General features: G+C 68.1%; 11 protein-coding genes. 5 read left to right on the top strand and 6 right to left on the bottom strand.

Annotation, left to right across the window (positions count from 1 at the left end; genetic code table 11):
• Window positions 1–3: 3 nt before the first annotated feature.
• The 5 genes from KY493_RS03470 to flgK form a co-directional block, all read right to left on the bottom strand.
• Window positions 4–1,122, bottom strand: a complete 1,119-nt coding sequence (locus KY493_RS03470) for an ABC transporter permease (protein ID WP_219897606.1) — start codon at window positions 1,120–1,122, stop codon at window positions 4–6.
• 107 nt (window positions 1,123–1,229) lie between these two features.
• Window positions 1,230–2,735: a UdgX family uracil-DNA binding protein gene (locus KY493_RS03465; protein WP_219897605.1), complete on the bottom strand. Its 1,506-nt coding sequence runs from the start codon at window positions 2,733–2,735 to the stop codon at window positions 1,230–1,232.
• Window positions 2,735–3,976: a putative DNA modification/repair radical SAM protein gene (locus tag KY493_RS03460; RefSeq protein WP_219897604.1), complete on the bottom strand. Its 1,242-nt coding sequence runs from the start codon at window positions 3,974–3,976 to the stop codon at window positions 2,735–2,737. Before KY493_RS03460 ends, KY493_RS03465 begins: the two co-directional genes overlap by 1 nt.
• Window positions 3,977–4,030: 54 nt before the next feature.
• Window positions 4,031–5,035 (bottom strand): flagellin, encoded by a 1,005-nt coding sequence (locus KY493_RS03455; protein WP_219897603.1) that lies wholly within the window; start codon window positions 5,033–5,035, stop codon window positions 4,031–4,033.
• Window positions 5,035–7,158 (bottom strand): flagellar hook-associated protein FlgK, encoded by a 2,124-nt coding sequence (gene flgK, locus KY493_RS03450; protein ID WP_219897602.1) that lies wholly within the window; start codon window positions 7,156–7,158, stop codon window positions 5,035–5,037. Before flgK ends, KY493_RS03455 begins: the two co-directional genes overlap by 1 nt.
• A gap of 1,207 nt (window positions 7,159–8,365) precedes the next feature.
• Between flgK and KY493_RS14410 the strand changes: the two genes are divergently transcribed.
• From KY493_RS14410 to KY493_RS03430, 4 genes are all read left to right on the top strand, one after another.
• Window positions 8,366–9,118 carry a flagellar hook-length control protein FliK gene (locus KY493_RS14410; protein ID WP_255568003.1) on the top strand — a complete coding sequence of 251 codons (753 nt, stop codon included), beginning with the start codon at window positions 8,366–8,368 and terminating at the stop codon, window positions 9,116–9,118.
• Between the two features lie 5 nt (window positions 9,119–9,123).
• The gene (locus tag KY493_RS03440) at window positions 9,124–9,795 is read left to right on the top strand and encodes a flagellar hook assembly protein FlgD (protein ID WP_219897601.1); all 672 of its coding nucleotides are present in this window, start codon (window positions 9,124–9,126) and stop codon (window positions 9,793–9,795) included.
• Between the two features lie 19 nt (window positions 9,796–9,814).
• Window positions 9,815–11,266, top strand: coding sequence for a flagellar hook protein FlgE (gene flgE, locus KY493_RS03435; RefSeq protein WP_219897600.1), 1,452 nt, complete (start codon window positions 9,815–9,817; stop codon window positions 11,264–11,266).
• 169 nt (window positions 11,267–11,435) lie between these two features.
• A complete protein-coding gene (locus KY493_RS03430; protein WP_219897599.1) occupies window positions 11,436–11,720 on the top strand; it encodes a DUF1153 domain-containing protein in 285 nt (94 codons plus the stop codon).
• A gap of 62 nt (window positions 11,721–11,782) precedes the next feature.
• On the opposite strand, the gene KY493_RS03425 is transcribed toward KY493_RS03430, so the two are convergent.
• On the bottom strand, window positions 11,783–12,187 hold the full coding sequence (locus KY493_RS03425; protein WP_255568002.1) for a helix-turn-helix domain-containing protein: 405 nt from the start codon (window positions 12,185–12,187) through the stop codon (window positions 11,783–11,785).
• 110 nt (window positions 12,188–12,297) lie between these two features.
• Between KY493_RS03425 and KY493_RS03420 the strand changes: the two genes are divergently transcribed.
• The gene (locus KY493_RS03420) at window positions 12,298–13,044 is read left to right on the top strand and encodes an SDR family oxidoreductase (protein ID WP_219897597.1); all 747 of its coding nucleotides are present in this window, start codon (window positions 12,298–12,300) and stop codon (window positions 13,042–13,044) included.
• Window positions 13,045–13,065: the final 21 nt, after the last annotated feature.

The following is a 13,065-nucleotide window of genomic DNA, read 5'->3' as shown; positions in this document are numbered from 1 at the left end:
CGCTCACAGGTTCAGCTCCAGGAAGACCAGGGCGAACACCGCATCCAGAAAGATGATGGCGAAGATCGCCTGGACCACCGCCGCGGTCACTCTCCGCCCCAGGCTCTCGACGTCGCCGGCCACCGCCATGCCCTGGCGCGCGCCGATGGCGGCGATAACGATGGCGAACACGGGCGCCTTGATCAGGCCGACCATCAGGTGCTGGCCCATCATCGGGTCCTCGTTCAGACGCTGCACAAAGAAGGCGGGTCCTAGGTTCAGCTGGCTCCAGCACACCAGGGCGCCGCCGAACAGGCCGCCCAGCATGGCCACGAACGTCAGCAGCGGCAGCATCACCACCAGCGCGGCAAGGCGCGGGATCACCAGCGCCTGGAACGGATTGACGCCCATGACCTGCATGGCGTCGACCTCCTGGTTCATCCGCATCGAGCCGATCTCGGCCGCAAAGGCCGAGGCGGAGCGGCCGGCCAGCAGCACGGCCGTGATCACCACCGCGAACTCGCGGAACACGGCCACGCCGATCAGCTGCACGGCGAACACGCCCGCGCCGAAGTCGGTCAGCAGGTCCGCGCCGATAAAGGCGATCACCGCGCCGATGAAGAAGTTGGTGACCACCACGATGGGCATGGCGTCCAGCCCGGCGCGTTCGGCCTGGCTGACCCAGGCGGGCCAGCGGATGCGGCCCGGATGCTTCAGCGCGGCGATCACCGCCGTCATCAGCCGCCCCAGGAAGGCGAACGACAGGATGGTCTCGGCGCCGATGTCATAGACGCCGCGTCCGACCTTGGCGAAGGTGCGGGTAAAGGGATCGGCTTCCTTGGGCTTCTTGGTCGAGGTGCGCTCGAGCTTTTCGACCATCTTGTAGATGCGTCCGGCCTCGGGACGCTGGTCCCAGGCGCCGTCCGGCACCCCGCCCTTGGAAGCCTGCGCCAGGGCCAGGGCGCCGGCCGTGTCGAACCGCCCCAGTTCGCTGACGTCCAGCGCCGAAATCTCGCGTCCGCTCAGGTCGGCGTTCAGCCGATCGGACATCCGCCCGACGCCCGTGGTCGTCCAGTCGCCCTTCAGCCGCAGGGTGGCCGCCCCGCCCTGCGTTTCATCGATCTCAAAATCCGCCCCGGTCATTCGCTCATTCTATCGAGCCACGGCCCGGTTGCCTACGGCGGCGCTTGCGTCCCCGCGGCTTGCTTAACGCAGCGCCCGGCTTTTCGTTCGCGCCGCCGAACAAGGACTTACAGGCTGTGGCGAACCTGCCGCAGGTCCTGCATGAACTTTTCCCGCTCCAGCACCCTGGCCTGCTCGTCCGGCAGGCGCAGCAGATAGGAAGGGTGCACCGTCAACATGCCGGTGGCCCCGTCGGCCAAGGCGACGAGCTGGCCTCGCTCCTTGGTCACGGCGGGCTTGCGGCCGAACACGGCGAGACCGGCCGTCGCGCCCAGCGCCAGCACCACCTTGGGCTTCACCAATCCGCGTTCCTGATCCAGCCACCAGCGGCAGGCCGTGACCTCTCCCGCGTCCGGCGTCTTGTGCAGGCGGCGCTTGCCGCGCGGCTCGTGCTTGAAGTGTTTCACGGCATTGGTGACGTAGACGTCCGAACGATCGATGCCCGCCTCTTCCAGCGCCGCATCCAGCACCCGCCCGGCCGGACCCACGAACGGCTTGCCGGCCAAGTCCTCCTGGTCGCCCGGCTGCTCGCCCACGATCATCAGCCGCGCCTCTCGCGGCCCCTCCCCGCACACGCCCTGTGTGGCGTCGCGCCACAGCGGACAGCGTCGGCATCCCTGCACCCCCTCGCCCAGTTCGGGCAGGGTTGAGGCGACAAGATCATCCGCTGCGCGCTCGATAACCGGCGCGGTGGCCCGAGCCAGGCGAACATTGGGTTCGGTAGCGGGCGTTGCGACCATGACATCGGTGCGAACCGTCGAGGCCGCCACCAGTTCCGGGATCAGAGAGGCCTCGGGCAGGTTCTTCCAGTACCGCTTGGCCATCTCGCCCTGCATGGTCTTCACCTTCAGCCGCGCGGGGTTGAAGGTCGAGGCGTAGTAGGTCTTCCAGAACTCCTCGATCTCGTCCTCGGCCGGCGCCATGTCGCGCGTCGCCGGCGGGCCCAACCGCAGTTCGTGGGTGTCCCAGAAGGCGCTGCCGTCCGGCGTCAGGATCGACCAGCGCATGTTCGGAAACCGCCGCTGAAAGAAAGGCGCGGTGCGCTCCACCACCCGGTGCGCCGGTTCGAACCAGGCGACCCACGCCTCGCCGCCCTCGTCCTCGACCTGACGGAAGCGAACAAAGGCCTTCATCTTGTGCCCGGCGCGCGACACGTTCTTGGCCCGCTCCAGCGCATCGGCCACGTCGCGATCGGAGACGACCTTCATCAGGTCCGGCTCGTCCCTCAGCCGCCACAGCAGCCGATACAGCAGGTCCCAGCGATCGCCGGAGCGATGCAGCACGACGTCGCGGGCCACGTCGACGAAGGCTTTAGAGACCGAGAATCCTTCTTCCCGCTCATCCCCGCGAAGGCGGGGACCCAGACGGTCTCGCGCCTTGTCCTGCGGAGGCGCTGGATCCCCGCCTTCGCGGGGAGGAGCGGGGGGAGAATGGTCGAACAATCCGCTTTGAGCCCCCGCACCCTCGACCACGAAGCGCGCCTGCGCCGGCTCGATCCCTTCAAGCCGAAAGGCGCGCGCGGCCTTGCGCCAGCCGTCGAAGTCCGTCTCGGACGCCAGCGTCGCCGTCCGCATCAGAACAGGCTCAGCTGCTGCGGCTCCGCCACCGGCGCCACTCGCGCGCGCAGGTCCGCCGCGTCCGTCAGCCCGCCCGGCGTCCAGTCCAACGTGGTGATGAACGGTCGCACCTTGTCCAGCGACCGCGTCAGCCGCGCCACGTCTTCGAGCCGCAGGGTGCGATAGCGCCGCACCGAAACGATCTTGTCGACCGACTTGACCCCCAATCCGGGCACCCGCAGCAGCATCTCGCGCGGCGCCAGGTTCACGTCGACCGGGAACTGCTCGCGCCGGTTCAGCGCCCAGGCGAGCTTTGGATCGACCGCCAGGTCCAGCATGCCACCCGTCGCCGCCTCACCGATCTCCGGCGCGGAAAATCCATAGAAGCGCATCAGCCAGTCGGCCTGATACAGCCTGTGCTCGCGCATCAGCGGCGGCTTGGCCAGGGGCAGGCTGGAACTCGCGTCCGGGATCGGGCTGAACGCCGAATAATAGACGCGCCGCAAGCCATACCCGCCATACAGCGAGGCGCTTCGATCCAGGATTTCCGTATCCGGCGCGCCGTCCGCGCCGATGATCAGCTGGGTGCTCTGTCCGCCGGGCGCGAAGCGCGGCGGACGGGCTTTCTCGCGCTTCTGCGGCCGGGCCTCCTCGACCTTGAGCCGCACCTGCCCCATCGCCTTCTTGATGACGCTCACATCCTTTTGTGGGGCCAGCCTCGCCAGCGCCTCGTCGCGCGGCAGCTCGATGTTGGCGCTGAGGCGATCGGCGTAGAGGCCCGCCGCCTCCACCAGCTTCGGATCGGCTTCCGGGATCAGCTTCAGGTGGATATAGCCGCGAAAGTCGTGGACCTCCCGCAGCGTCTTGGCCACCAGCACCAGCTGCTCCATCGTATAGTCGCCAGAGCGGATGATGCCCGACGACAGGAACAGCCCTTCGATATAGTTGCGCTTGTAGAAGTTCAGCGTCAGATCGACGACTTCCTGCACGCTGAACCGCGCCCGCTCCACGTTCGAGGACACGCGGTTGATGCAATAGGCGCAGTCGTAGATGCAGAAGTTGGTCAGCAGAATCTTGAGCAAGGACACGCATCGCCCATCCGGCGTGTAGGCATGGCAAATGCCCATGCCCTCGGTGGAGCCCATGCCCTTGCCGCCGGTCGAGTCGCGCTTGCTCGATCCAGACGAGGCGCAGGAAGCGTCATATTTGGCGGCGTCAGCCAGGACGGACAGCTTACGCCTGAGATCGATCTGCGCCATTGTTCCGTATATGTTCCGGAACGCTGACCACGTCCAGCGTGGCCGTTCAGGAAATCAGCGCAGCAGGTCCAGCAACGACGTCGACTTCAGCGACACGATCACCTGAGCGGACGCCTGGATCGCCACATCCGCCAGCTGCAGATCGGTGATGGCCTGCGCCGGATCATAGCCGGTCTTTGTGTCCAGCATCTTGGTCAGCGAGGTCTGCTGCGCCTGGTGGCCGGCCAGGGCGTCCTTGACCTGGTTCTGCATCAGGCCGTTGCGAGCCGTGGCGCCCGTAACCGCGACATTGGCCTTGTCCAGCAGTTGCATCTGCTTGGTCAGGAAGGCCGTCACATCGTCGGATGGCGAGCCGTCGATGTTGCCGGCGGCGGTCGTCCGCGGCGGCACGACGGCCGGCGTATAGGTTTCCGGCAAGCCTGTGGTCGGATCGGTAATCGTGACGGGATCGCCGTTCTGATACCTCTGGATGTTGCGAAAGACCTCGGTCAACGCCGCCCCGACGTCGTCGGCCAGAAAGCCGGTCGTCAGGGTCGTGGCCTCGCCGATGCGCGATTTCTGCGCCTGCCGGTCATTGCCAAAGACGGAAGCCACGTCCGGCGCGGCCGCCAGGGCGGCGAGGCTGTCGGCCGTCGCCGGCGGCGTGTCGCCCAAGCCCCCGCCCAGCAGGAACTGACCCTGGTGCGAGAAGTTCAGGCCGGACTGCATGGTCTGGAAATGGCCCTGCAGCTCGCCCATCAGGCCTTCCAGCCGCCCGGCCGCGATGGCGGTGGCGATGGCCTCGCGCGCGCCGGTCCCGCCGTCCCCGACGCGGGTCAGGGCGATGTCCTGCGACGCCAGCCGCGCCTCCACCGCCTCGCCCGAGGCGACAAAGCCGGCCAGCCGGCTCTGCGTCGCCTTCAGCGCCGTGATGTTCTGCGACGCCCGGCCATAGCCCTTGGAGTCGGTGGCGATCTTTTCGCTGTCCAGCCGGTCCTGCGCAAGCTGCTGGCGGCCCTGCGCCTTCATCAGGTCCAGCAACGCCGACTGGTAGTTGCCCATGGTCGAGACGCGGGTCATCAGATCATCCCCAGCAAGGTGTCGTACATGTCCTTGGCCGCCTGGATCAGCCGCGCCGAGGCGTTGAAGGCCTGCTGATAGGTGGTCATCATCACCAGTTCTTCATCGAGGTTGACGCCCTCATGCGCGGTCTGGCGCGCCTGGGCCTCGGTCAGCAGGGCCTCGGCGCTGTCCTTGCGCGACTCGGCGGCGGCGGCCTTGCTGCCGATGTCGCCTGAGAAGTCGGCGGCGTAGCGCGTGATGGAGGTCGATGTTGCAGCCGATCCTCCGGCGCCGTCGAAGCGCGCCGTCGCCTTGCCCGCGTCCGCCAGCAGCAGAGCGCCGGAGCCGTCGTTGCTGGTCAGGGCGGGCGTTCCCGCCGCCGCACCGAGGTTCAGCCGCGCCAGCGCCAGCTTTGTGGAATCCGCCTGGATGTCGCCGCGCAACGTCAGCCCGCCCGTTCTCGCCGCCCGCACGCCGCCGCCGATGCCGAACAGCGCGCTGACCGACACGCCCGAGGCGCTCTGGCTGGTGGTGTCGTCCAGCACCGACAGCGTCGGGGCCGGCGATCCCGCGCCCTTGAACGTCAGGGCGCCGGTAGCCGCGTCCAGCGAGAACTGACCGTATCGACCCGCGCCCGTCGCAGGATTGTTCAACGCCGCCAGAAGGTCGTTCACCGTCGCCGCGCCAGCCGGAGCGGCGATCGCCACATCCTTCAGCTTGGACCCGCTCTCGCCGGTGAAGCGCAGCGTCAACGACCCTCCGGCCGCCAGGCCGAGAGAGGAGGCTCCGCTCAGACCAGTCTCATAGAAGGCCGGCTGCGTCGTGGTCACCAGATCGTTCAGACCGAAAAAGTGCGAAAAGCCGCGCCCGACCTTGGTCGCCGGCGCATTGGCGTCGTCGGCGATGGCGATGCCGTTCGCGCCCATGCTGGTCAGGCTCATTGCGCCGTTCTGGAAGCGGAAATCCACCTGTCCGCCCAGCGCCGCCTCCAGGTCGGCTTCGAAGTTCGCCGCCGAGGACATCGCGCCGTTGATGGTGATCGCGCCGCCTGCGCCAAAGACGATCTCGGCCCGCTGCTGCACGACGCCAGCCGCGTTGGTTGTCGCGATATTGGTGGTTCCGGTGAAACCGGCGATGGCGGTGGCCCAGGACTGGCCTGTGTTGCGCCCGTTCAGGCTGGTCGGCGCCGGAACGGAAGAGTTCGCATTGTGCGCGCGGTTCAGCTCGTCGGCGACCTTGGACATCAGCTCGCCCAGCCGCTCGGCCGCGGCCGGCGCATCCACGTCGCGCAGTTCGACCAGCCCCTTGATCTCGCCCGAAGCGACGGAGTCCAGCAGGGCCCGCTTCTGACCGCCCGGCTCGGTGATCCAGATTTCGTTGAAGGCCGTCCGCCCGTCCACCGACCCCGCCGGCGAATAGGCCAATGTCGCATGCCCCTGCCCGGCCAGCAGCGTGCCCGTGCCGGTGCGCACCATCACGCCGCCGTTGGCGCGGCCCGTCACCTTGATGTCCATCAACTGCGACAACCGGCCAAGCAGGGTCGCTTGGGTGGTCTGCGACCCCGTAGCGTCGTCGCCGGTGGCTGCCGCCGCCGCGATGGTCTTGTTCAGATCCTCGATCTGACCCAGCAGGTCGTTGGCGGTGTCCACGGCCGTGCGCAGCCGCCCGTCCGCCTCTTCGCGCGCCGCCTGGATGTTCTTGCCGATGCTCGCGCCCTGATCGAACAGAGCCTGGGCCTGGTACAGGATGTCCTGGCGCAGCGGCGAGGACGTGGGGCTTTCCGACACCGACGAAAACGCCGCGAACAGGTCGTCGACGCCGGTGAAGAAGCTGTTGTCGCCGCTGGGATCGCCGAACAACGTCTGGATGCGGTCGAACAGTTCATAGCGCACGCCCTGCCGTCCGGCCTCGGCGCCGGCGTTCAGGCTGGCCGCCTGCAGGAACCTGTCGGTCGCCAGCCGGATGCGCGCCACCTCGACGCCCGAGCCGATGCCCTGCGTCGCCGTGGACTGCTGGTCGGCGATCTTGCGGACGTAGCCCGGCGTGTTGACGTTCGCCACGTTGTCGGAGACCACGCGCAGCTGCGTCTGCGCCGCGTGCATCCCCGAGTTGGCGATGTTCATGATGGACGTCAGCGACATGCGCGGCCCTCCTTCGTGGCGCCGGCGCCCGGCAAGCCGTTCCCGCCGCCATGCACTTCCTGCCTGGCGCCCGCGCGAACGAGCGACAGCAAGTCCTTGTCTTTTCGAGGAAACAGGTTTGGTGCGATCCACATGGCGCTGTCATCCGCGCAAACGGCGGGCCAATCGCGGCGTCGGCCGACCGCCCCTGCGGCAAGGGCGGCAAAAGGCGACGTCGGGGCGGCAAAAAGCGACCGATCGCTAGCGTCGCGCAGCCGTCGGCCTAATCCATATTCCTTGTAAGACAGATACTTATGCCGGATGGGGCGTATGGCCCGCCGCTTGCGACGTGAGGGTGGAATGCCCAGGCGCAGCAGGCGCCGCCCCACTTCTTTGTATCGGCCGCCTGCTTTTCATGTCGCTCGCCATCGCCGCCTTCGCGCCCCCGGCGCCGTCCTCGACGAACGCCCCGTCCGCCGCCCCCGATGGCGACGGCGCCGGCTTCGCTCAAGCCCTGTCCGAGCACACCGACCGCGCCGAGCCCGCCGCCGCGCATACGAAGAAGGCGTCCGCCGCGCCCGCGCAGCACGGCCCCGCTACTGAGGACACGGTCACTACAGCCTCCGCACCCGCGATCTCCACAGCGACCGTATCCGCCGAGGCGCCGGCCGAAGCAGCGTCAGATCCAACGGGCGAGGAGACGACCGACGCCGAAGCGCCCCCTCCCGCCGAGGTCACGACCGCCGACGTCACGACTGCCGACGCCCTGCAGCCCGTCGTCATAACGCCCCCCGCTTCCGCATCTCCGATGTCCCCTGACGGGCTCGAGGCTCAGCCATCCACGCTCGAGGCTGGGGTCGGCCCGGGCGTTGCCGATCCGCTCCAGGCCGCCACCTTGCCGCCGTCAGAGCCGCCGTCAGCGCCTCGGCCTGCGTCCTCGCAGCAAGAAAACCGAGCGGCCGCTGGGCGCCCGGACGCTGCTCCCGCTCCGTCGCCCATGACGCCCGCCGGAGAAGCGACCCCCTCGGCCAGTCCTACGGCCGCCAAGCCGTCAACCGCCTCACCGACGCCGCCCACAGAACCGCTCGCCCAAGCGCAAGGCCAAGGTGCGGATACTTCCGGCTCGAGAAGCGCGCAGGTCGCGGAGTCTGGAATCGCCGTCAAGTCGGCCGAACCGGGCGCTGTCGCCGACGCGCCCGCCCAGTCGGCGCCCGTTGTTGCGCCCGCAATGGCATCCGGCTCGCGCGCGGAAGCGTCTGCATCGAACGCGGCTCAGCCTGGCGATTCGCCCGCCACGTCCGCCACACCGAAGGGCGACGTCGCTCCCAAACCCAAGCTCGCCGAGTCGGCGACGGCGCTGTCGGGCGCGACCGGCGGTGTGGGTACGCCCCCGACGAGCGACGCCGCGACAGCGCAGGCCGCGCCCGCCGAACCGGCTGCGCCCCCTCCGGCCACGACCGCTCCCGCTCCAACGCCTGCCCAGCAGGCCTCGGCCCCCGCCTTCCCGCTCGGCCTCATGTCCACCCTCTCGCAGACGACCATCGAGACCGCGACCCGGATCGCCGCCCAGATCGCGGCGCGCCTGGAAGGCCGTTCCACGCGCTTCGACATGGTGCTGACGCCCGAAGACCTCGGCCGCGTGGAGGTCAGCCTGGAGATCGACGAGACGGGCCAGCTCGCCGCGCGCCTCGCCTTCGACAATCCCGCCGCCGCCACGGACCTGCGCGGCCGCGCCGACGAACTGCGGCGCCAGCTGCAGGACGCCGGCTTCCAGGTCGCCGGCGATGGCCTCGACTTCTCGCACCGCGAGGACGCGCGCGGCGGTGAGAACGGCGGCGGCCTGTTCGATCGTCGGGGTCGATCCTCGCTGTTCTCGGGCGCATCCCGTCTGGCCGCCGAGGCCGACATCGCCGCCGCGCCCCCGCCGGGCGCCTGGATCAACCTGTCGCTGGCGCGCGAACGCGTCGATCTGAAGGTCTGACGAACATGGTCGACGCCGTCACCACCGCATCCGCCGCCGGAACCATCTCGTCCGGCACAAAGAGCCTGGCCTCAAACTTCGAGACCTTTCTCAGCCTGCTGACGACCCAGCTGAAGAACCAGGATCCGCTATCGCCGGTCGATTCCAACGAGTTCACCGCCCAGCTGACCCAGATGGCCGGAGTCGAGCAGCAGTTGCTGACCAACACCTTGCTGAAGAGCCTGCTCGGCGGGCAGCAGGCCGGCGGCCTGTCGGACGCCGCGGCCTATATCGGCAAGGACGCGACCGGAGTCTGGGCCGCGACCGAACTGACGGACGGCAAGGCCGAGTGGAACTACGAGCTGGCGGCGAACGCCTCCAAGGCGACCCTGCAGGTGGTCAATGGCGCAGGCCAGGTGGTCTGGTCGGGCGACGCGCCCGACAAGACCTCGGGAATCCACGCCTTCACCTGGGACGGCAAGACCACCGGCGGCGGTCAGGTCGACGACGGCGGCGTCTACACCCTCAAGATCACCGCGACCGACGCCGCCGGCAAGGCGGTGACCAGCCAGGCCCTGATCCAGGGCCAGGTCACCGGCGTCGAGCTCTACGACGGCCAGCCCTACGTCACCATCGGTAACTCCATCATGCCGCTGTCGAGCCTGATCTCGATCGAACAGCGCGCTTCAGCCAACTGACTTCGCAAAGGAATCCGACATGAGCATCAACAGCGCCATGCTGGCGGGCGTTTCGGGCCTGCGGGCCAACTCCGCCGCCCTCGCCTCCATCTCGCAGAACATCGCGAACGTGAACACGGTGGGCTACAAGCGCAGCCAGGCCGACTTCTCCACAGTGGTGAACACCCAGAGCGTCTACACCGGCTATTCGGCCGGCGGCGTCACCTCGGTCGCGCGTCACAACATCAGCCAGACCGGGCAGCTTCAGTCGACCACCTCCTCGACCGACCTCGGCATCGCCGGCCAGGGCTTCTTTGTGGTGACGCAGAAGGCCGAAGGTCTGACGCCGACCGACGCGCGCCTGTTCACCCGCGCCGGCTCGTTCAAGGTCGATGAGTTCGGCTATTTGAAGAACACCGCCGGCCTGTATCTGCAGGGCTGGCCGGTCGACGACAACGGCGTAATCACCACCGATCCGTCGGACCTGAACCGCCTGTCCACCATCAACGTCGGCTCCGTCGGCGGCACGGCCGAGGCGACAAGCCGCGCCCAGCTGAACGCGAACCTGAAGTCCAGCCAGACGATCTCGCCCGAGGCTCGCGACGCCGCCCTCGCCGTGCCCGGCCCCAATGCCTACAGCCCGGCCACCAACTCCATGGCTATGTACGACCCCGACAACGGCGTCGGCGTCAAGCCGGACTTCGAGGTCACCATTCCGATCTCGGACTCCAAGGGCGGACAGCGCACTGTCGCCATATCGTTCCTGAAGAGCACCACGCCGAACCAATGGTACGCCGAGATGCGGGCGGTTCCCGCCGACAGCGTCCAGACGGGCGCGGGTCTCACCAACGGCCAGATCAAGACCGGTCTGGTCGCCTTCACCCAGGATGGACGACTGGACACTGCGGCGATGGCGGCGCTGGGCGCCAACGCCCTGTTCGCCGATCCCGCCAACGCCATCCTGACGTTCGGCGCGTCGGACAGCACCCCGGCGGCCGGCGCCGTGTCCTGGGCGGGCGGCCTGGGCATCGACGACCAGACGATCGCCTTCGACCTGACCAACGCCGCCGGCGGCCTGACCCAGTATGACAGCGCGTCGGTCGTGCAGGCGGTTCAGACCAACGGCACCAACTTCGGCAGCCTGACCGAGGTGCAGATCGACGAAAACGGCTTTGTCACCGCCATCTTCGACAATGGCGTGACCCGCCAGATCGCCCAGGTCGCCATCGCCACCTTCCCCAGCCCCGACAGCCTGAGCCAGGTCAACGGCAACGCTTACCGGGTCAGCCAGCAGTCGGGCACTTACAACCTGAAGACCGCGGGCACGGGCGGCGCGGGCGTTCTGGGTTCATCGCAACTCGAAGCTTCGACGGTCGATCTGTCCAGCGAATTCACCGGCCTGATCACCACCCAGCGCGCCTATTCGGCGTCGTCCAAGATCATCACCACGGCCGACGAAATGCTGGCCGAATTGATCAGCATCAAACGCTGATCTTCCGTCAAGTAATCGTTAGCCTCAATGAATCGTAGCCCAAAGCGGGACTTCGCGTTCGTTAACGTGCGGGAACGGATTATTCCTTCCTTCACCACGACGCTTAAACGGCCTTTAGCCGCGGGGTCCTACCTTCACCGCAGTACGGTGATGGAAGAGGCATAAGCCCATGTTGCAAGAGCGACGCCTGAACAGCAAAGGCGAACAATATGTGGTTGGCCCGACGGGCTCGGCCCTGACGCTGGCCGACCTGCCTCCGGCCAACACAGACCGATGGGTGATCCGGCGCAAGGCCGAGGTCGTGGCGGCCGTCCGCGGCGGCCTGATCAGCCTGGAGGACGCCCTGGCGCGCTACCGCCTGACCGCCGAAGAGTTCGTCGCCTGGCAGAAGGCCATCGACAAATGGGGCATGCAGGGCCTGCGCACCACGCGGATCCAGAGCTACCGCTCTTAAGGTCCCAGGCGCCTTACGACCAACACGGCCGCTTCCGGCGACGGAGGCGGCCGTTGTCGTATTCAGCGCGCGGCCGCGCGCGCGGCGTCGAACGTCTGTCGCGCTGCCTCAATGCGGTCCAGGTGCGTCTCGGCCCAGGTCCAGACGCCGCAAAAAGCCTCGGCCAGGCTGAAGCCCAGATCCGTCAGCCGATACTCGACCTTGGGCGGGATCACGGGATGGACCGTGCGCACCACCAGTCCGTCGCGCTCCATCTGACGCAGCGTCTGCGTCAGCATCTTCTGGCTGACGCCGCCGGACAGGGCGGCGATGCGGGTGAAGCGCAGTTCCCCGTTCTCGGCCAGGACGTCCAGCACGATCATGGTCCACTTGTCCGCGACCCGGCCGATCACCTGGTTGACCAGCGCCTCAACGCGGGGATCCACCGGCGGATATTCGGGCGCGCAGAGAGGCTCGGGGGCCGTCATCGCCATTTCTTCCCTTTTGGTAAGTACCTCACGATCCGGTGCCTTCTTCCTGATCGTCAGCGGCTCTTCTATCTCCGTGTGCATCGCAGGCAAGCCGAAGAAAGCGCATCATGAACATCGCTCAAGACACCATCCTGATCACCGGCGGCGGCTCCGGCATCGGTCGGGCCTTCGCCGAGGCGATCCACGCCAGGGGCGCCAAGGTCATCATCGCCGGTCGCCGCGAGGCCGCTCTGGCCGAGGTCGCCGCCGCCAACCCCGGCATGGCCTATGAGGTGCTCGACGTCGCCGACGCCGCCGACATCGCCGCCTTCTCGGCCCGCGTCACCGCCGCCCATCCCGACCTGAACGTCGTGGTTCACAACGCCGGGATCATGAAGGCGGAGAACGTCTCCGCCGGCGCGTTCGACCTCGCCGTCGTCGACGACACGGTCGCGACCAACCTGCTGGGGCCCATTCGCCTCACGGCCGCGCTGCTCCCGCATCTGCTGAGCAAGCCCTCCGCGAGCATCGTCACCGTCTCCTCCGGGCTCGCGTTCGTGCCCCTGGCGGCGACGCCGACCTACAGCGCTACCAAGGCGGCGATCCACTCCTGGAGCCAATCGCTGCGCCATCAACTGAAGGACACCGCAGTCCGCGTCATCGAGTGGGCGCCGCCGGCGGTGGCCACCGATCTGATGCCCGGCCACGCCGAGAACCCCAACTCCATGCCCTTGGCCGATTTCACCACCGAGAGCGTCGACCTGTTTGAGGCCGGTCACGACGAGGTGCTGGTCCAGCGCGTGCAGTTCCTGTCCGGCGCGGAGGGCCGCGGCCAGTACGCCGAGGTCTTCGGGATGGTGAACGGGGCGCACTGATCGTGAATGGCGCCGGCGGCT

Origin of the sequence: Brevundimonas sp. PAMC22021, from assembly GCF_019443405.1 — a bacterium.
GTDB lineage: Bacteria > Pseudomonadota > Alphaproteobacteria > Caulobacterales > Caulobacteraceae > Brevundimonas.
Note: the sequence above shows the minus strand (reverse complement) of the source record. Positions and strands in the feature narration are given on the sequence as shown.